We start from the raw sequence: 18399 nt of genomic DNA, 5'->3' as shown, positions 1-18399 counted from the left end.
GTCTAGAGCTGCTGGACCTTCCAGGCTTCCACGGCCAGCAGCAGGTACTGCGCAGCCACCGCCATCAGCGCGGCGACCAGCACGATCGCCTGGGCCGCCAGCCAGTAGCGCGCCCAGCGCGGCATCTTCGTCGTGGCCTCTGGCGCCAGCACCACCCGCGTGCCTGCCAGCAGGTCGTGCATGGCGCGGCCGTCGCGACGGACCGCCGCCATCGCATGGCCCAGGTGCAGCAGCAGCCAGGACGGTGCGCCGGCGAAAAAACGCGCCGCAATGCGCCCGGCCCCGGGCCGGCCGCCATCGGCCTTCACCACGCGCAGGCCGGCCAGGCGTTTGCCGGGGCTGGCCTGCCAGGGCGAGGCTTCGAAGGCGATGAACCACAGGGCCGTGAGCGCCACGAACACCAGCGCCGCGATGCCGGCGGCCTCCAGCCAGGCGGCCACCAGGGCCAGCAGCGCCGAGCGCAGCGCCGGGTCGGCGCCCCATTCCAGCATCCCGCCCAGGGCGTGTCCGCCGCCGGCCTCGGCCTGGCTCATCAGTTCGAACATGCGCAGTTCGGCTTCGGCCATGTGCAGTTCGGTGCGCGCGAGCATGCGCTGGCCGGTGCTCCACAGGATCGGCACGGACACCAGCCCCGGCACCAGCAGGTCCAGGCTGTATGCGGCGTAGCGGCGAAAGAACCCGGTCGGGCGCATGGCTCAGGCGGCCTTGGGCTTCCGCGCCAGCAGCGTGCCCATCAGGATGCCGAGTTCGTAGAGCAGCCACATCGGCACCGCCAGCATGATCTGCGACACCACGTCCGGCGGCGTGATGATCGCGGCCAGCACGAATACGCCGACGATCACGTAACCGCGCGCCTCGCGCAGCTGCGCCGGCGTCACCACCCCGAGCAGCAGCAGCACCATCACCGCGACCGGCATCTCGAAGCTCAGGCCGAAGGCCAGGAAGATCACCAGCAGGAAGTCGAGGACCTGGCTGATGTCGGGCGTCCAGGCGACGCCGTCGGGCGTCGTGCCGGCCAGGAAGGCGAACACCGTCGGCAGCACCAGGTAGTAGGCGAAGGCGCAGCCCACGTAGAACAGCACGATCGCCGCCACCAGCAGGGGCCGGGCCATGCGCTTTTCCTGCTGGTACAGCCCCGGCGCGACGAAGGCCCAGGCCTGGTAGATCAGCGCCGGCATCGCCAGCAGCAGCGCGACGAAAAACGCCACCTTGATCGGGATGAAGAACGGCGAGGCGACCTCGATCGCCACCAGCGCGGTCCCCGCGGGCAGGGCCGCCAGCAGCGGCGCCGTGAGCCGGGCATAGATGTCGTTGGCGAAGGGCATCAGCGCCAGGAAGACCACCACGACCGCCAGCACCCCCTTGAGCAGGCGCGAACGCAGCTCCAGCAGGTGGCCCATCAGGCTCTCTTCGCGCGGCTCGGCCGGGTCAGTCATCGCGGCGCGGGGGAAGCAGGGAGGGCTGGGTGGGCGTGTCCCGCGTATCGTCCGGCGCCGGGCGGGCGTCGTCGCGGGCGCTGGCCTCGGCCTCGCGCAGGGCGCTGCCGGTCTGGGCGCTGGTTTCGTCGAGCTCGCGGCGGATGTCCTCGACGTCGCCGCGCAGGTCGCGGGCCGGGTCGCCGATGCTGCGCTTGAGGTCTTCGGCGGCCATCTCGCGTTCGAACTCGGACTTCACCGAATACCACTGGGCGCGCGCCTTGCGCACCCACAGGCCGGCGAAGCGCGCGGCCTTGGGCAGCCGCTGGGGCCCGAGCACCACCAGGGCCACGACCGCGATCACCAGCAGCTCGCTGAAACCCAGGTCAAACATGGCGGTGCCGGGGCCGGCCGGGGCCGGACTCAGGAATCCTTGCGCTGGCTGTCCTGCGGCGCGCCTTCGCGTGGCGTCTCGCCGTTCTCGCGGCGCTCGTTGCCCAGCTGCGAGGGCGGCGGCGGAGTTTCGTCACCGTCCTTGAGGCCCTTCTTGAAGCCCTTGATGCCTTCGCCCAGGTCCTTGCCGACGCTCGACAGCTTCTTGGTGCCGAACACGAGCACGACGACCACGAGCACGATGATCCAATGCCAAATGCTGAAACTGCCCATCTGCGTGCGTCCCGCGAATTAGGAATGCCCGGAGTCTAGCGCAGCCGGCCCCGGGCCGCCTTGCCCATCAGTCCTGGGAAACGGTGTTTTCCTCGAGCCGGTCGCGGAAATCGACCACCGCGGTCGGCGCGGCCGGGGTGCGGCCCTCGAAGATCTGGCGGGGAGTGGTGTTCTTGCCGTAGACCCGCTGGTTGGCGGTGTGGTCCATGCGCAGCCAGGTGCCGTCGAGCGAGACGCCGGCGAACAGGCCGCGGGCCCGCGAATAGCTGTAGATCTCGGCCTTGAGCTGTTCGTCGGTGCTGGCCTGGGCGCTGCGGCCCACCGGGCCGGCGGCCACCGAGGCGTCGGCGCCGAGGGTGAACTTGCCGTTGACGATGTCGTTGACGCCGCGCTCGGAGCGGAACACCAGGATCACGTCGGCCGACTGCACGCCGGCCTGGAAGCCGACGCTGCCGCCGCCGAGCTTGATGAAGCTGGGGTTGGACCAGGTGCCGTCGGCCGTGCGCACCGAGATCAGGCCCTTGCCGCCGCGGCCACCGATGACCAGGCCGGCCTTGACCACGTCCGGGATGACCGCGATGGCGTAGGCCTCGTCGAACATCTTTTCGGGAATGGCGGTTTCCGGGATGCGCATGATCTCGCCGAGCACGCGGGCGGCGTCGGCGGCGCGGGATTCTTCCTTCTCGCCGGCCAGGGCGGGGGCGGCGGGCAGGGCCAGCGCGAGCGCGGCGAGCAACAGGGCGAGGATTCGGGTCATGGGGCGGTCTCCGGGTGGGCGCAACGGCCTGAGTATGGGGGCGGGCAATGAACCTCGGGTGAGCCACGCCTTCACCCTGCGGATGATAAGTTGCGCGCAGCACACAATCACCGTCCCGCATGAAACCCTACCTCGACGCCCCCGTCCCCGCGCCCGGCCCCGGCCGGACGGCGCTGCTGCTGGTCAACCTGGGCACGCCCGACGCGCCGACGCCGGCCGCCGTGCGGCGCTACCTGTCGCAGTTCCTGCACGACCACCGGGTGGTCGAGCTGAGCCGCTGGATCTGGTGCCCGCTGCTGCACTTCGTGATCCTGCCGCTGCGCTCGCCGCGGGTGGCGCGCAATTACGCCTCGGTCTGGATGGACGAGGGCTCGCCGCTGCTGGTCTACGGACAACGCCTGGCCCGGCAGATGCAGCACACCCTGCCCGACGTGCAGGTGCGCCTGGCCATGCGCTACGGCAATCCGTCGGTGCCCGAGGTGCTGCGAAAGCTGCAGGACGAGGGCATGCAGCGCCTGCTGGTGCTGCCGCTGTACCCGCAGTATTCGGCCTCGACAACGGCCGCGGTGATGGACGCGGTGAACAAGGAACTGGCGACCTGGCGGCGCGCGCCGGAGCTGCGCTTCATCGCCGACTACCACGTCGATGCCGGCTGGCTGGACGCGCTCGAGGCCCGAGTGCGCGCACACTGGGACCTGCACGGCCGCGCCGAGCGCCTGGTGATGTCCTTCCACGGCCTGCCCAAGCGCTTTGAAACCGCCGGCGACCCCTACCCGCGCCAGTGCGAAGCCGGCGCCCGCGCCCTCGCGAGCCGGCTTGAGCTGGCCGACGACCAGTGGCTGCTGACCTACCAGTCGCGCTTCGGCCGCGAGGAATGGCTGCAGCCCTACACCGACAAGACCCTGGAAAAGCTGGGCCGCGACGGCGTGAAAACCCTCGACGTGGTCTGCCCGGGTTTCGCCAGCGACTGCCTCGAAACCCTCGAGGAAATCGCCGTCGAAAACGCCGAGGTCTTCCGCGGCGCCGGCGGCGAGGCCCTGCGCTACATCAGCGCGCTCAACGACGAACCCGGCCACGTGGCGGCGCTGTCGGCGCTGGCGCGCCGGCACCTGCAGGGCTGGCCGCACTGATGCAGGAAGTGACGCTGGACACCGCGCGCGGGCCGCTGGCCGCGCTGCGCGGCGGCGATCCGTCCGGGCCGAAGCTGCTTTGCCTGCACGGCTGGCTCGACAACGCCGCCAGCTTCGTGCCGCTGGCGCCACACCTGGCCGGTTTCGACTGGGTAGCGCCGGACCTGCCGGGGCACGGGGCTTCGGCGCACCGTGCGCCGGGTTACGACTACGCCTTCGCCGACTGGCTGCACGACGTGCTCGACGCGATGGACGCGCTGGGTTGGGCCCGGGCCGACCTGCTGGGCCATTCGATGGGCGGCGCCATCGCCTGCGTGCTGGCCGCCGCCGTGCCTGCGCGGGTGCGCCGGCTGGCCCTGGTCGAAGCCCTGGGCCCGGTCGCCGGCGATCCCGCGAAGGCCGGTGAGCGCCTCCGCGACGCCGTCGCCGCGCGCCGCGACAAACCGGCGCGGGCGCCGCGCGTGCTGCCGGACGTCGACACCGCCGTCGCCGCGCGCCTGGTCGCCAGCCGGATGTCGCCGGAGGCCGCGCGGCTGATCGTGCAGCGCAACCTGCGCGAGGTCGAAGGCGGCTACGCTTGGCGCAGCGACCCGCGCCTGACCTGGCCCGGCCACGTGCGCATGGACGAAAACACCATCCAGGCCATGCTGCGCGCCATCGAGGCGCCGGTGCGCGTGGTGGCGGCCGATCCGGCGCCGCCGTATTTCCCGCCCGAGGTGCGCCAGGCCCGTCTTGCCTGCCTGCGCGAGGCCAGCGTGGTGGTGCTGCCGGGAAGCCATCACCTGCACATGGAGCAGCCCGCCGCGGTGGCGGACGCCTTGCTGGACTTCCTGCGGGGCTAGTTGCCCGCGGGGCCGACGGTCAGCGCCAGCGTGGTGCCGCCGCCGGCCTCTTCGACGAAGTTGGCTTCCAGGTGCCGGCCGGCCTTGTCAAAGCCGGTGACGCGCACGGCCGCGTCGGCCTCGACCCTGGCTTCGGACCAGCCGGCCGCTTGCTGGGCCTGGCGGAATTCTTCGAACACCAGCGCCACGCTGCGCGGGCTGTGCGCACCCAATGAGATCGTCGGTCCCAGTTCGGTGACGCTGCCGATCTGGGCATCGCGCGGCAGCACGACGTCAGCGGGAAAGCCCGCCGGCAGCGGCAGGTCGTCGCCGCTGGTGGCGCTGTAGAGGCCTTCTTCGGTTTCCAGCGTCAGCGTCTGGTTGCCGGCCCGCGCCGGGTCGGCGTCGGCCTGCTGCCGGGCATTGGCCTGCAGCGCTTCCCGGACCAGGCTTTCCTGGGCCGCGTCGGGGTCGGGGCCGCAGGCACTGCACAGCAGCAGCGCGAGGCAGGCGGTCAGCAAGGGGCGGACGATCGGGGCCAAGGCGGCTCCCCGGCAAGGGACTACCGGGTCAAACGCGCCAGTGTCGACTTCAAGGCCAGACCTTCGCCGCGCAGGTAGTCGCGCTCGTCGCGCCAGCGCGGCCAGCGCGCCTCGACCTCGCGCCAGAAGCGCGGCGAATGGTCGGCGTGCAGCAGGTGGCAGAGCTCGTGCACCAGCACGTATTCGAAGGCCGAGGGCCGGCCCAGCACCAGCGCCAGGTCCAGGGACACGGCATCGCCGGGGCTGAGAGAACCCCACAGAGAGGACAGCGCGCGCAGCCGCAGCGACGACGGCGGGCGCGGCAGCGACGGCAGGTAACGCGGCAGCCAGGCGCCCAGGTCGGTGCGGGCCTGCTGCAGGTAGAAATCGCGCAGCGCGGCGCGGGCGCGGCGGTCGTCGGCGCGCTCGGGCAGCTGCAGTTCGATGCCGTGTTCGGTGAGCAGGGCGCGGGCGAAGCGGCCCTCGCGCCAGGCCAGCGGGGCGTGGGTGCCGCGCAGGGGCAGCGGCTGGGCCCAGTCGCGGCCGAACAGGGGGGCGTCGTCCGGGTGCTGGCGCCCGAGCTGTTCGGCCAGCCAGTCGCGGTGTTCATGCAGGAAGGCGTCGGCCATCCGCACCGAGGCCGCGGTGGGCAGGGTCAGCCGCGCGCCCTTGTCGGAAACGATCAGCCGCAGCCGCCGCGCGCGCCGGTCGCGCACCCAGCGCACCGGCACCTCGCGCCCGTCGGCCAGCGCCAGCGGCCGGATCTCGGCCGCGGGCGGGGCGGGGTGCTTGGTTCGCAGGAACATGGGCGGAATCTAGCAGGCGGCGCCGCTTCTTGTGGGAGGGACTTCAGTCCCGATGCCTTTGTCGCGGCAAGGCATCGGGACTGAAGTCCCTCCCACAACAGGGATCAGCAGGGCGGGTGCATCAGCTGTCGGCGCGGCTGAACTTCAGCGCCGGCTCGAGCACCGCGAACAGGCGCTTGAGTTCACCGGACATCAGCGCGAAGCGGGCGTCGAGTTCGGCCGCCACGCCGTCGGACTCGGTGCCCTCGAGCTGGTCGACGGCGCCGTCGAGGAACTTGAGCTTGCGCAGCACCAGGTCTTCGCCGAGCACGAAGCCGACATGGTCGTCGAGCACCAGGGCCAGGCGTGTGACCTGCTTGCCGGCCTCGAGGTGCTGGCGGATTTCGTCGACCTGCAGTTCGTGGCGGCTGCAGCGCACGACGGCGCCGCCGTCCACGGGATCCTTGAGTTCGCACTCGTCGCCCAGCGAAAGGCCCGGCGGCAGCGCTTCGCCGGCCAGCCAGCCGGTGAGGATGGCGCGCACCGAGGCTTCTGCGTTCAGCGGCAGGGCCGGGAAGCTGCCGAGGGCGTGGCGAAGTTCCGACACCAGGTTCTCGGCGGTCTTGCGCGAGCTGGTGTCGACGGCGATGAAACCGTGCTCCAGGTCGAGCGTGGCCGAGCAGCGCACCGGGCGCACGAAGGCGCGCGGCAGCAGCTCCATCACGATGTCTTCCTTCAGGCGCTTGCGGGCGCGGCCACCGAGGCGCCGGCCTTCCTTCTCCTCGATCTCGGCGAGCTTGCGGCCCAGCTGGTCGTTGACGACGGCCGAGGGCAGCAGGCGGTCTTCACCGCCGAGCGTGATCCAGATGGCGTCGCCGACCCGGTGACTCATCGTCGCGCCGTCGCGGCCGAAGGGCGAGATGAAACCACGCGACATCAGCTCGGACGGCCCGACCGGCTTGAGCTTGCACTCCTCCAGGCGGGCATCGAGATCATCGAGGGTCTTGGCGAGGGTCGTCGGAAAACGGAAGAACGTGAGGTTGCGAAAAAACATCAAAACTCCGGAAGAGAGGCGCAAACAAAATGGGGTCAGAGAACATTAACGTTTCAAACCAGGATTGAAGCGATTGATTCAATCGTTAATGTTCTCTGACCCCATTTGTACGTCGCCGGTTAGCCAGGCGAGGGCGTCGGGCAGCGGGCTGTTGCCGCGGCGGCCCAGGGCGGCGAAGTCGAAGAGCGAGGGGTCGGCCAGCTGCGAGGGTCGCACGTCGGTGAGGGCGCGGGCGATGGTTTCGATGCGGCCGGGGCTTTCCTTTTCCCAGGCGGCCAGCATGCGGCTCACCTGCTTGCGCTGCAGGTTTTCCTGCGAGCCGCAGAGCGTGCAGGGGATGATCGGGAACTGTTTCCAGTCGGCGTAGGCCACCAGGTCCGCTTCGCGGCAGGTCGCCAGCGGGCGGATCACCACGTGCTCGCCGTCGTCGCTGAGCAGCTTCGGTGGCATCGTCGCGAGCTTGGCGTGGAAGAACAGGTTCATGAAGAAGGTCGCCACCAGGTCGTCGCGGTGGTGGCCGAGCGCGACCTTGGTGAAACCCTGTTCCTTCGCATGCCGGTACAGCGCGCCGCGACGCATGCGCGAGCACAGCGAACACATCGTCCTGCCCTCCGGCACCACGCGCTTGACCACCGAATAGGTGTCCTGCTCGAGGATGGTGAAGGGCACGCCGATCGAACGCAGGTAATCGGGCAGCACGTGTTCCGGGAAACCCGGCTGCTTCTGGTCGAGGTTCACCGCCACCAGCTCGAAGCGCACCGGCGCCTTCTTCTGCAGCTGCAGCAGGAGGTCGAGCATGGTGTAGCTGTCCTTGCCGCCGGAAAGGCAGACCATGACCTTGTCGCCGTCCTCGATCATCCCGTAGTCGGCAATGGCCTGGCCCACCTGGCGGCGCAGGCGCTTGGCCAGTTTGGCGCGCTCATGCGACTGCTTGCGGGGGACGGGGTCGTGCAGCGGGAGGGTCATTTCGGGCAACGACGGGAGGCGGCCGGCCATTTTACGCCGATCCTCTGTAGGAGCGCCTTCAGGCGCGAATCTTTGGGCTTGCCTTTGGCGAAGAAGAGCTTCGCGCCTGAAGGCGCTCCTACAGAGGGGCCGGCCGGAGTAAGCTTCCGGGGAACCGGGAGAATGCATGGCCACCGAAGATCCCGCCAAGATCACCGCCCAGCTGGTCGAGCTGAGGGTCGAGCACCGCGACCTCGACGAGGCGATCGCGCGCCTGGCCGCCGACATCCAGGCCGACGAGCTGACGCTCAAGCGCCTGAAGAAGCGCAAGCTGCGCATCAAGGACATGATCACCGCGCTCGAAAGCCGGCTGATCCCCGACCTCGACGCCTGAGTTTTCCCGACGCGATCCGCGGCGCCGGCCTCAGGCCGGCTTTTCTTCCTCGCCCCGGGCCTTGGCCACCTTGCTCACCGCTTCGGGCGACAGCTTGGCGATGGTGTGGCGCAGGTCGCGGCCCAACACCACCTTGGCGTCCTTTTCCCAGGCCATCAGCGGCTCGTCGAAATCGAGCTTGCCGTTCTCGGCGATCCAGACCAGCTTCATCTCGCGCAGCTTCTGGATGAAGCCGCGGAAGAGCGTCTTGTCGAAGAACTCCGGCGCCGCCGGCGCATAGAGCAGCGAAAGCCGCTGGGCAGTCAGCTGGCACAGGGTTTCGAGCTCGCCCGAGCTGAGCGTGCGCGGGCCGTTCTTCACCAGCGTGGTGATCGCGATGAAGTAGCGCTCGAAGGCCTGCTGCAGGCTGTGGGCGACCGCGCGCAGGCGGAAGACTTCGTCGGTCTGTCCCGGGCCGCGCGACAGGTAACCGCCGTCGTCCTCGCTGGCCATCGACAGCAGGCCCTCGGCGACGAACAGGTCCACGGTGGCGTCGAGGTGGGCGACGAAACCATCGCCGTCCCAGGGCAGGAACAGCTCTTCCTGCACGAACGGGTAGATCGTGCGACCCAGGCGCAGCAGGCCCGAGCGGCTCATGCGGCGGTTGTTCTGGAAGCACAGCGCCACCCAGGCGGCGCCGGCGAACAGGTGCAGCACGTTGTTGCGGAAGTAGCTCTGCAGCACCGCCGTCTCGCCTTCGACGCTGAGCACGGCGCCGAGCGGATGATCGGTGCGGGTGAGCACGCCGATCTTCTCGCCGTAGGCGACGATTTCGGCCGGCTCGAGCTCGGTGACGGTAACGCGGTCGGAATAGGGCAGCGTCGCCAGCAGCTTCTTGTACAGGCCCAGCTGCGCCAGCAGGTCGGCTTCCGACATCGCATGCTTGGGCGTGGCCAGCAGGGCCAGCGCAAGCAGGTTCACCGGGTTCACGTCGGCGGCGCGGTTGATGTTCACCTGGATCTGGTTGGCGATGTCCTCGACCGCGGCATTGAGCCAGGCCGGCTTTTCGTCCGGGTTGGCGCTGTTGCGCTCGCGCCAGTCCGGCGCGTGTTCGGCCAGCACCTTGTCCAGGAAGATCGGCTCGCCGAAGTTCACCGCCACCTTGCCGTAGTGCTGGCGCAGGATGCCGGCGGCGGCCTTGAGCAGGGCCCAGATGGTTTCCTTTTCCTTGGGCTGGCCGGTCAGTTCGTCGAGGTAGCTCTTGCCCTCGATCAGCTTCTCGTAGCCGATGTAGACCGGCTGGAACACCACCGGCCGGCGCGGCGCGCGCAGGAAGGCCTTGAGCGTCATCACGATCATGCCGCCCTTGGGCGGCAGCAGCCGGCCGGTGCGCGAGCGCCCGCCTTCGATGAAGTACTCGAGCGAAAAACCTTCCGACACCAGCTGCGCCACGTACTCGCCCAGCACCGCCGCGTACAGCGCGTTGCCCTTGATCGAGCGGCGGATGAAGAAGGCGCCGCCGCGGCGCAGGATCGGCCCCAGCACCGGCATGTTGAGGTTGACGCCGGCGACGATGTGCGGCGGCACGATGCCGCGGCTGTAGAGCAGGTAGCTCAGCAGCAGGTAGTCCATGTGGCTGCGGTGGCAGGGCACGTAGATCACTTCGTGCCCGGGCGCGACCTGCTTGAGCGTGTCCATGTGGTGGACGTTGAGACCGTCGTAGATGCGGTTCCAGAAACCGGTCAGCGCGAACGAGGCCGAACGCACCACCGGGTTGGAATAGTCGGCGGCGATCTCCCAGGCAAAACCATGCGCCTTTTTCCAGGCGTCAAGGTATTCCGTGCCGTCGCGGCGGGCCTGGTCGGTGATCGCCTTGCGCACCGGCTCGGCGTCGAGCACGCGATCGACCAGCAGGCGGCGCGTGGACAGGTCCGGGCCGATGACCGCGGTCTTGATGCGGCGGAAGTGCGCGCGCAGCACCCGGCTGACCTTGCGCACCTGGCGCTCGTGCGGCATGTCGTCGCCGAGGATTTCCCAGACGCGCACGCCCGGCGAGAACTGCACCACGGTGTCGCGGCCGTTGAGCAGGATCGCAAGCAGCCGGCGGAAGCGGCCCACCAGCGCCCAGTTTTCCGAGAACAGCACCGAGAACCAGCCCGACTGCCGCGCCGGCGCTCGGCCAACGAAGATCGACACCGGCACCAGCTGCACGTCCTGGTCGGGATAGAGGCGGTGCGCCATCAGCAGGCGCGACAGTGCGTCGGAATGGCTGCGGTTGCGCGGCCGGCCGAAGATGCCGGCGCGCCGGCGCGACAGCGCCACGTAGGCGCGCTTGCGGCCCAGCGGGTCGCCCGGCAGGGCGGCCAGCGGCGAGGGCAGGCCGGCCTCGCGGCAGGCGCGGTCGAGGATCAGGGTGTTCGACAGCCCGTAGTTTTCGATGACGTAGCAGATCGGCCGGTCGAGATCGAAGGGCGGCTCGGCGGGCTCGCGCTTGATCTCGATCCAGGGCTTGAGCAGCGCTTCGATGAAGCGCGCCCAGAGCGGCGGCTTGCCGGGCGGACGAGGGGCGGGGCCCGGAACGGGCGTGTTGACGGCTTCCATGCGCGTGGGCTCAGTCGGCGCTGCCGGCGCCCGGGGTGGCGGCGTCCGCGTCGGGGGCGGGCGGGCCGGCCAGGTCGGCCTCGGTTCCGGCGTCCTGGCCGGCTTCGGCCAGGTCGGCCTCGGCCTGGCGGATGGCGTCGGCGCTGTACCAGCCTTCGCCGACGCGCTGCATGTCCATCTCGAAGCTGACGGTCTGCTGCAGCAGCGGGTAGGTGACCTTCACCCGGGCCTGGTCGCCCTCGGACGACAGCAGTTCAACCTCCATGCCGTCGAGCGATGCATCCAGGTCCATGTCGTAGGCCTTGGCGGCCTGCTTGATGCCGGCCAGGGCGACGCCGCCCTTCTCCATCGCCGGCATCATTTCCAGGGCGCGGGCGTCCTCGAGCGTGGGCAGGTCCAGTTCGCGGGCGGTGGCGCTGAGCGCCCGGATCGCCTCGCGGGCGCGCTCGCGATCGGTGAACAGCGAGGGCTGGGCCCAGGCCAGCATGGCGGCGACCAGCTCCTGGCCATGCGACTTGTCGGCCGCGCTGAGTTCGGTGTTGGCCTCGATCGCGGCGTTGAGGAAGATGCCGGCCGTGGCCTGCATCAGCGGCCACTGGCCGGCGATCTCGGTTTCGAGCTCGGCCAGCTTGGGCTCGATGTCGCGCATCAGGGCCTGCTCGGCGTCCGGGGCCATCAGGCGGGCCATGGTGTCGGCGTATTCGCGGGCCTCTTCCGGATCGGCCGGTTCGGCCTCGGCCAGGCGCTGGTTCCACAGGGCTTCGCTGCGGGCGTGCAGCTCCGGCGGCAGGCTCAGGCGCGACCAGCGCACCAGGTCGTTGTCACGCAGGGCCTGGGCCTGGGCTTCGATGGCGGCGACCGGGCTGCCGGGCACGGTGGAGGCTTCTTCGGCAGGCGGGTCCCGGCGGCAGGCGACCAGGGCGAGCGCGATCAGCAGCAGGGCCGCCAGGGCCCGGAGGGTCGGGAAACGGATCATGCGGCTTGGGTACCGTGGGAATGGCGGCCGAATCTACCAGATCGGGTGTTCAGGACCCGTTTTCCGCGGCTTCGACGGCCTGGCGGACCTGGGCCTGGATCTGCTCCGCCGCGGCGACCGGGTCGGCGGCATTGCGGATCGGCCGGCCGACCACGATGTAGTCGGCGCCGGCGGCAAAGGCCGTGGCCACGTCCACGGTGCGCTTCTGGTCGTCGCCGGCCGGGCCGGCCGGCCGGATGCCTGGACAGACCACCAGGAAACCCGGGCCTGCCGCCTGGCGGATCGCGCCGACTTCCTGGCCCGAAGCGATGACGCCGTCGCAGCCGGCGGCCTTCGCGGCCAGGGCGCGGTCGACGACGACCTCCGAAGGGTCACGATCGATGCCCATTTGCCGAAGATCGCTGCGATCCATGGATGTGAGCACGGTGACCGCCAGGAGCCGAATGTCGCCCTTCTCCTGCGAAGCGGCCTGCATCATGGCGTGATGTTGGCCGTGGATGGTGCAAAGCGAAACCGGGTAACGGCGCAGGCCGCGGATCGTCGCGGCGACGGTCGCAGGCACGTCGTGGAACTTCAGGTCCACGAACACCTGCTTGCCGCGGCCGGCGAGGTCCTCGAGCACCCGGAAGTAGTCGCCGCTGGTCAGCAGCTCCATGCCGATCTTGTAGAAGCCCACCGAATCGCCCAGCCGGTCGACCCAGGCGCTGGCTCCGGCGGCCGTGGGTACGTCGAGGGCGAAGATGAGGCGGTCTCGGACGGGGATCATGGTTTTATTCGGCGTAGTGCAGGGCGTCGAGCTTGCGCTGGCGGCGCTCGGCCTCCGGCAGGTCCCAGGCGTTGTTGAACAGGGCCGGCTCCCAGCTGCCGTAGGTCGGGTTGGGCAGCACGAACCAGCGTTCGCCGAACCAGGCCAGGTAAGGCTGCAGCGCCTGCTTGCGGCCGGCCGGGGTGTTGGCGTCGATGGTGACCATGTCGCCGATCTGGTCGCCGAACTGCATCAGCACCCGGTGCGTGCGGCCGACGTGCTGGCGGCGGCAGCCCTTTTCCGAGCCGTGCTGTTCGCAGCCCTCGACGAAAAAGCCCAGGCCCAGGAACTGGGCGTCGGACTCGATCGGGAAACCGGCCGCCTTGAGGTTGGCGACGGTGGCCTCGTTGAGGTGGGCGGCGCGGTTGGAGACGTAGAAGATGGTGACGCCGCGCTCGGCCGCGGCCCTGGCGAACTCCAGCGAGCCGGGCACCGGCCGGGCCTTTTCCTCGCGCACCCAGCCGTCCCAGGTGACTTCGTTGTAGCTGCCGCCGTCGCGGACCAGGCGGGCCTGGTAGGGCGAGTTGTCGAGCACGGTTTCGTCGATGTCCACGATCACCGCCGGCGGCAGGCCGTCGGGCGGGTTGGCGCGCTCGGAGGGCACCAGGGCGTCCCAGCCGGGGGTGTTGATGGCGCGATCGAGCTCCTTGCCGGCGGCCAGGAAGGTCTGGACGGCGAGCAGCTGGTACTCCTCGGCGGTCTGCACCCAGGCGACGGCGTTCATGTTGTCGTTGGCGGCGGGGCCGACGGCGGCCGGGACCGGCTCCGGCTGCGGGGCTTCGGCCGGCGCGCGGCTCGGCGCGGTCTGGCAGGCGGCCAGCGCCAGGACGAGGGCGGACAGCGACAAGGTGCGCAGGGTCGTCATCATTGGTTTCCTTTCGCGTAGGCCACAAAGTTTACACGGGCCAAAACCGGGGTCAGAGTCGAATTTCCAAAACCCGGGTCAGAGTCGAATTTATGACCCGGCACCGGTGCAATGACACAAAACTGCAATGGCCGGCGAGCCGGAAATTCGACTCTGACCCGGGTTCTTGCCGCCGGTTTCAGTCGTTGAAGAGGGCGGCGATGGCGTCCATGTGGGCGCGGCCGCGCTGTTTCTTCTCGGCGGTCTCGCGTTCGGGGTCGCTGCCGTCGCGCAGCAGGTCGGCGGCCGGAAGTTCGTCCAGGAAGCGGCTGGGCAGCAGGTGTTCGACGGCGCCCCAGCGTTTGATCTCGGCGCTGTGCGACAGGTACAGGCGTTCCTTGGCGCGGGTGATGCCGACGTACATCAGCCGGCGCTCCTCCTCGAGCCCGCCTTCCTCGACGCTGGCTTCGTGCGGCAGGTTGCCGTCCTCGCAGCCGATCACAAACACCGCGCGGAACTCCAGGCCCTTCGCCGCGTGCAGGCTCATCAGCCGCACCGCGTTGCCGGGTTCGCCGCGATCGGCGTTCGACAGCAGCGCCAGCTGGGCGGCCAGTTCGCCCGGGCCGCCGCCGCGGGCGCCTTCGAACCACGAGGCCAGTTCGTCGAGGTTGGCCTTGCGGCGCAGGAAGCCGGCTTCGTCCTTGCACTGGCTGCGCACCATGCCCAGCAGGCCGCTGCGTTCGGCCAGCACCGGCACCAGCTCGGCCGGCGTCAGGCGTTCGGCGTCGTCGCGCAGTGATTCGACGATGCGGGTGAACTCGTCCAGGCCGGCAGCGGCGCGCGGCGTCAGCTGCTTCAGGAAACCGATCTGCCCGGCCGCCCGCGAAAGCGACAGGCCCGCCGTCTGCGCCATGGCTGCCAGCTTCTCCAGCGTCGTGGCGCCGACCTCGCGCTTGGGCGCGGCGATCGCGCGCAGGAAGGCGGTGTCGTCGTCGGGGTTGGCCAGCACGCGCAGCCAGCTCAGCAGGTCCTTCACCTCGGCGCGGTCCAGGAACGCGGTGCCGCCGGTCAGGTGGTAGGGAATGCGCAGCAGCTGCAGCGCCTTTTCCAGCGGCCGCGACTGGTGGTTGCCGCGGAACAGGATGGCGAACTCGCCCCAGGGGATTTCCTTGGCCTGCTTGAGGTAGTGGATCTCGGCGGCGATGCGCTCGGCTTCGTGTTCGGAATTGCGGCACTGCCAGACCCGCACGGGCTCGCCGTCGCCGTGCTGGCTCCAGAGCTGCTTGAGGTGCTTGTGCGGGTTCTTTTCGATCAGGGTGTTGGCGCAGCGCAGGATGCGGCCCGAGCAGCGGTAGTTCTGCTCGAGCTTGATCACCTTCAGCGCCGGGTAGTCCTGCGCCAGCAGCTCCAGGTTTTCCGGCTGGGCGCCGCGCCAGGCGTAGATGGATTGGTCGTCGTCGCCGACGCAGGTCATGTTGCCTTTGCTGCCGGCCAGTTGCTTGAGCAGCCGGTACTGCGCGCCGTTGGTGTCCTGGCATTCGTCCACCAGCAGGTAGCGGATGCGTTCGCGCCAGCCGGCGGCCAGGTCGGGCTCTGCTTCGAGCAGCTGCAGCGGCAGCCGGATCAGGTCGTCGAAGTCCACCGCGTTGAAGGCCTGCAGCCGCGCCTGGTAGCGCGCATACAGCGCAGCCGCCTCGCGTTCGCGCACGCTGCGCGCGGCCTCGGCGGCCTGTTCGGGCGTGAGCGCGTTGTTCTTGGCGGTACTGACCAGGTTCTGCAGCGCGTACAGGGCGTCGTTCTTCAGGCCCTGCGGCGAGAGGTCCTTGATGATCGACATCTGGTCGTCGGCGTCGAAGATCGAAAAACCCCGGCGCAGGCCGGCGCGCTCGTGTTCGATCTGCAGGAAGCGCAGGCCCAGGGAGTGGAAGGTGGTGACCGTCAGCCCTTCCGCCGCGTCGCCCTTGATGCGCTTGGCGACGCGCTCGCGCATTTCCCGCGCAGCCTTGTTGGTGAAGGTGATCGCAGCGATATGCCGGGCCTCGCGCTGGCCGCTGGCGATCAGGTGGGCAATCTTTTCGGTGATCACGCGGGTCTTGCCGCTGCCGGCGCCGGCCAGCACCAGCAGCGGGCCGGCCGTGTAGGCGACCGCTTCTTTCTGGGGGGGGTTGAGGTCATGCATGGGGCGCCGATTGTACCGGCGAAAACCCGGGTCAGAGTCGAGTTTTCAAAACTCGACTCTGACCCGGGTTTTCCAAAGTAAACTGCGCGCCATGCTGCAGGTCACGCCCACCCTGGCCATCCCCGACGACGAACTGGTCGAGCGTTTCGTGCGCTCGGGCGGGCCGGGCGGGCAAAACGTGAACAAGGTATCGACCGCCGTCGAACTGCGTTTCGACGTGGCCAATTCGCCGTCGCTGCCCGACGCCGTGCGCGCCCGCCTGCTGGCCCGGCGCGACCGTCGGCTCACGGCCGAGGGCGTGCTGGTGCTCAGCGCCCAGCGTTTCCGCACCCAGGATCGCAACCGTGAAGACGCGCGCGAGCGCCTGGCCGCCGTCCTGGCCGCCGCGACGGTGGCGCCGAAGAAGCGCATCGCCACCAAGCCGACCAAAGGCTCGAAGGAACGCCGCCTGGGCGCCAAGCGCGAACGCGCAACCGTCAAGCGCCAGCGCAGCGTGTCGCGCTGGGAGCGCGAATGACGCGCGTCCCGGAGCTGCCCGCCCATGCCCCGCGCAGCGGTGGCCGGTTCAGCCGCTGGTTCGGTCGTTGCCTGCTGCGGCTGGGCGGCTGGACGATCGAGGGCGAATTCCCGGCCGACCCGCGCCTGGTCGTGATCGCGGCGCCGCATTCCTCCGGGTGGGACGCCTACTGGGGCCTGGCCGCGAAGCTGGCGATGGGCGTGGACATCAGCTTCATCGCCAAGGCCGAACTCTTCCGCGGCCCGCTGGGCTGGCTTCTGCGCAAGCTCGGCGGCGTGCCGGTCGACCGCAGCGCGCCCGGCGGGCTGGTCGACCAGACCGTCGAGAAGATCCGCGGCGCCGAGCGCATGTATTTCGTGCTCGCGCCCGAGGGCACCCGCAAGCGCGTCGAGCAGTGGAAGACCGGCTTCTGGAAGATCGCCACGCGCGCGCAGGTGCCGGTGTTCTGCGCCTGGTTCCATTACCCCACGCGCACGATCGGCCTGGGCCCGCGCGTCGAACTCACCGACGACATGGCGGCCGACATGGCCCGCATCCGCGCTATCTACCGCCCCCATATCGGCAAGAACCGCGACACGCTGTAAGCCCTGTGGGAGGGACTTGAGTCCCGAAGCCCTTGCCCTTGTGCAATGGCCTTGGGCCTCAATCCGCGCCTTGGGCTGCGAAAGCAGGCTGGTTAGACTCCCCTGCATGGATTTCCTGCAAACCCTCTACGACCAGATCGCCGCCCACCCCTGGCTGCACTCGGCCACCATCGGCCTGGCCCTGCTGCTGCTGGCCTGGCTGGCCGACCAGCTGACCCAGCGCATCCTGCTGCGCGTGCTGGTGCGCATGGTCGAAGCCTCGTCGGTGAAATGGGACGACGCCCTGCTGGCGCGCGGCGTCATCTCGCGCCTGGCCCACGCGGTGCCGGCGATCGTCATCTATCTCGGCGTGCCGCTGGTGCCGCACCTGCCCGAAGGCGCGGTGGAGGTGGTGCGCAACGTCGCCGCTGCCTACGTGGTGCTGACCGCGGCGCAGGCGCTGAGCGCTTTCCTGGCCAGCCTGCAGGACATCTACGAGTCGAGCGACCCCGAGCGCGCCCGCAGCCGCCCGATCAAGGGCTACCTGCAGGTCGCCAAGATCGTGCTGTTCGTGCTGGCGGTGGTGCTGATCGTCGCCGTGCTGGTGGACAAGTCGCCGCTGCTGCTGCTGTCGGGCTTCGGCGCGATGACGGCGGTGCTGATGCTGGTGTTCAAGGACACCATCCTCTCGCTGGTGGCCAGCGTGCAGATCCAGTCCAACGACATGGTGCGCGTCGGCGACTGGATTGAGATGCCCAAGTACGGTGCCGACGGCGACGTCATCGACGTCGCCCTGCACACGGTGAAGGTGCAGAACTGGGACAAGACCATCACCACGATCCCGACGCACACGCTGATCGCGGACAGTTTCAAGAACTGGCGCGGCATGAGCGAATCCGGCGGCCGCCGCATCAAGCGCGCGCTGCCGATCGACCAGGGCACGGTGCGATACCTCGCCGACGAAGAGCGCGAGGCCCTGTCGCGCTTTGTGCTGTTGCAGCCCTATCTCGAGAAAAAGGCCTCGGAGCTGGCCGAGTGGAACGCCCAGCGCCAGGGCAAGGCACCGGTGAACCTGCGCCGGCTCACCAACCTGGGCACGTTCCGCGCCTATGCCCGCGCCTACCTGCAGGCGCACAAGGGCATCCGCGACGACATGACCCTGCTGGTCCGCCAGCTCGACCCGGGCCCGCAGGGCCTGCCGATCGAGATCTACTGCTTCACCGCCACCACGGCCTGGAACGACTACGAGGACATCCAGTCCGACATCTTCGACCACCTGCTGGCGATCCTGCCCGAGTTCGGGCTGCGGGCGTTCCAGTCCCCCTCCGGCGCCGATCTGGCTGCCCTGGCCAAACCCCTGTAGGAGCGGCTTCAGCCGCGAAGTGGTTCTTTGCCAAAGGCAAAGCCAGAAGATTCGCGGCTGAAGCCGCTCCTACAGGCGGAGGCT

General features: G+C 69.6%; 19 protein-coding genes and 1 pseudogene. 6 read left to right on the top strand and 14 right to left on the bottom strand.

The window, feature by feature from the left end; all coding sequences use genetic code 11:
- Window positions 1-2 precede the first annotated feature (2 nt).
- The 5 genes from ACE3TE_RS06895 to ACE3TE_RS06875 all read right to left on the bottom strand — a co-directional run bounded on the left by ACE3TE_RS06895 (window position 3) and on the right by ACE3TE_RS06875 (window position 2838).
- Window positions 3-692 (bottom strand): RDD family protein, encoded by a 690-nt coding sequence (locus tag ACE3TE_RS06895; protein WP_374603443.1) that lies wholly within the window; start codon window positions 690-692, stop codon window positions 3-5.
- A gap of 3 nt (window positions 693-695) precedes the next feature.
- Window positions 696-1436, bottom strand: coding sequence for a twin-arginine translocase subunit TatC (gene tatC / locus ACE3TE_RS06890; RefSeq protein ID WP_374603441.1), 741 nt, complete (start codon window positions 1434-1436; stop codon window positions 696-698).
- Window positions 1429-1809 (bottom strand): Sec-independent protein translocase protein TatB, encoded by a 381-nt coding sequence (gene tatB, locus ACE3TE_RS06885; RefSeq protein ID WP_374603439.1) that lies wholly within the window; start codon window positions 1807-1809, stop codon window positions 1429-1431. The genes tatC and tatB overlap by 8 nt, the downstream gene beginning before the upstream one ends.
- Window positions 1810-1838: 29 nt before the next feature.
- Window positions 1839-2081 (bottom strand): Sec-independent protein translocase subunit TatA, encoded by a 243-nt coding sequence (gene tatA, locus ACE3TE_RS06880; RefSeq protein ID WP_374603437.1) that lies wholly within the window; start codon window positions 2079-2081, stop codon window positions 1839-1841.
- A 67-nt stretch (window positions 2082-2148) separates the two neighbouring features.
- Window positions 2149-2838 carry a lipid-binding SYLF domain-containing protein gene (locus ACE3TE_RS06875; RefSeq protein WP_374603435.1) on the bottom strand — a complete coding sequence of 230 codons (690 nt, stop codon included), beginning with the start codon at window positions 2836-2838 and terminating at the stop codon, window positions 2149-2151.
- 119 nt (window positions 2839-2957) lie between these two features.
- Between ACE3TE_RS06875 and hemH the strand changes: the two genes are divergently transcribed.
- Together hemH and ACE3TE_RS06865 are read left to right on the top strand one after the other, a co-directional pair.
- Window positions 2958-3968: a ferrochelatase gene (hemH, locus tag ACE3TE_RS06870; protein ID WP_374603433.1), complete on the top strand. Its 1011-nt coding sequence runs from the start codon at window positions 2958-2960 to the stop codon at window positions 3966-3968.
- Window positions 3968-4810 carry an alpha/beta fold hydrolase gene (locus ACE3TE_RS06865; RefSeq protein ID WP_374603431.1) on the top strand — a complete coding sequence of 281 codons (843 nt, stop codon included), beginning with the start codon at window positions 3968-3970 and terminating at the stop codon, window positions 4808-4810. The genes hemH and ACE3TE_RS06865 overlap by 1 nt, the downstream gene beginning before the upstream one ends.
- Here the strand turns inward: ACE3TE_RS06865 and ACE3TE_RS06860 are convergent.
- The 4 genes from ACE3TE_RS06860 to ttcA form a co-directional block, all read right to left on the bottom strand.
- Window positions 4807-5331, bottom strand: coding sequence for a hypothetical protein (locus ACE3TE_RS06860; RefSeq protein WP_374603429.1), 525 nt, complete (start codon window positions 5329-5331; stop codon window positions 4807-4809). The two genes, ACE3TE_RS06865 and ACE3TE_RS06860, sit on opposite strands and share 4 nt — an antisense overlap.
- A 20-nt stretch (window positions 5332-5351) precedes the next feature.
- Complete coding sequence (locus ACE3TE_RS06855; RefSeq protein WP_374603427.1) at window positions 5352-6116, bottom strand: SprT family zinc-dependent metalloprotease; 765 nt, start codon at window positions 6114-6116, stop codon at window positions 5352-5354.
- A 121-nt stretch (window positions 6117-6237) separates the two neighbouring features.
- On the bottom strand, window positions 6238-7149 hold the full coding sequence (locus tag ACE3TE_RS06850) for a recombination-associated protein RdgC (protein ID WP_374603425.1): 912 nt from the start codon (window positions 7147-7149) through the stop codon (window positions 6238-6240).
- 78 nt (window positions 7150-7227) lie between these two features.
- Window positions 7228-8115, bottom strand: a complete 888-nt coding sequence (ttcA, locus tag ACE3TE_RS06845) for a tRNA 2-thiocytidine(32) synthetase TtcA (RefSeq protein ID WP_374603499.1) — start codon at window positions 8113-8115, stop codon at window positions 7228-7230.
- 166 nt (window positions 8116-8281) lie between these two features.
- On the opposite strand from ttcA, the gene ACE3TE_RS06840 reads away from it, so the two are divergent.
- A complete protein-coding gene (locus tag ACE3TE_RS06840; RefSeq protein ID WP_374603423.1) occupies window positions 8282-8488 on the top strand; it encodes a YdcH family protein in 207 nt (68 codons plus the stop codon).
- 30 nt (window positions 8489-8518) lie between these two features.
- Here the strand turns inward: ACE3TE_RS06840 and plsB are convergent.
- From plsB to ACE3TE_RS06815, 5 genes and pseudogenes are all read right to left on the bottom strand, one after another.
- Window positions 8519-11170: pseudogene (plsB, locus tag ACE3TE_RS06835) on the bottom strand (glycerol-3-phosphate 1-O-acyltransferase PlsB); the annotation flags it as partial.
- On the bottom strand, window positions 11079-12044 hold the full coding sequence (locus ACE3TE_RS06830; protein WP_374603420.1) for a hypothetical protein: 966 nt from the start codon (window positions 12042-12044) through the stop codon (window positions 11079-11081). The pseudogene plsB and the gene ACE3TE_RS06830, both read right to left, overlap by 92 nt.
- A gap of 49 nt (window positions 12045-12093) precedes the next feature.
- Window positions 12094-12810 (bottom strand): orotidine-5'-phosphate decarboxylase, encoded by a 717-nt coding sequence (gene pyrF, locus ACE3TE_RS06825; RefSeq protein ID WP_374603418.1) that lies wholly within the window; start codon window positions 12808-12810, stop codon window positions 12094-12096.
- A gap of 4 nt (window positions 12811-12814) precedes the next feature.
- On the bottom strand, window positions 12815-13714 hold the full coding sequence (locus tag ACE3TE_RS06820) for a 5'-nucleotidase, lipoprotein e(P4) family (protein WP_374603417.1): 900 nt from the start codon (window positions 13712-13714) through the stop codon (window positions 12815-12817).
- A gap of 178 nt (window positions 13715-13892) precedes the next feature.
- Window positions 13893-15872 (bottom strand): UvrD-helicase domain-containing protein, encoded by a 1980-nt coding sequence (locus ACE3TE_RS06815; RefSeq protein ID WP_374603415.1) that lies wholly within the window; start codon window positions 15870-15872, stop codon window positions 13893-13895.
- A 91-nt stretch (window positions 15873-15963) separates the two neighbouring features.
- Between ACE3TE_RS06815 and arfB the strand changes: the two genes are divergently transcribed.
- The 3 genes from arfB to ACE3TE_RS06800 all read left to right on the top strand — a co-directional run bounded on the left by arfB (window position 15964) and on the right by ACE3TE_RS06800 (window position 18315).
- The gene (gene arfB, locus ACE3TE_RS06810) at window positions 15964-16389 is read left to right on the top strand and encodes an alternative ribosome rescue aminoacyl-tRNA hydrolase ArfB (protein WP_374603413.1); all 426 of its coding nucleotides are present in this window, start codon (window positions 15964-15966) and stop codon (window positions 16387-16389) included.
- Complete coding sequence (locus ACE3TE_RS06805) at window positions 16386-16973, top strand: lysophospholipid acyltransferase family protein (protein WP_374603412.1); 588 nt, start codon at window positions 16386-16388, stop codon at window positions 16971-16973. Before arfB ends, ACE3TE_RS06805 begins: the two co-directional genes overlap by 4 nt.
- Window positions 16974-17079: 106 nt before the next feature.
- Entirely contained in the window at window positions 17080-18315 is a 1236-nt protein-coding gene (locus ACE3TE_RS06800) for a mechanosensitive ion channel family protein (protein WP_374603411.1), read from the top strand.
- Window positions 18316-18399: the final 84 nt, after the last annotated feature.

It is taken from the genome of Arenimonas sp., from assembly GCF_041919775.1.
Lineage (GTDB): Bacteria > Pseudomonadota > Gammaproteobacteria > Xanthomonadales > Xanthomonadaceae > Arenimonas.
Note: the sequence above shows the minus strand (reverse complement) of the source record. Positions and strands in the feature narration are given on the sequence as shown.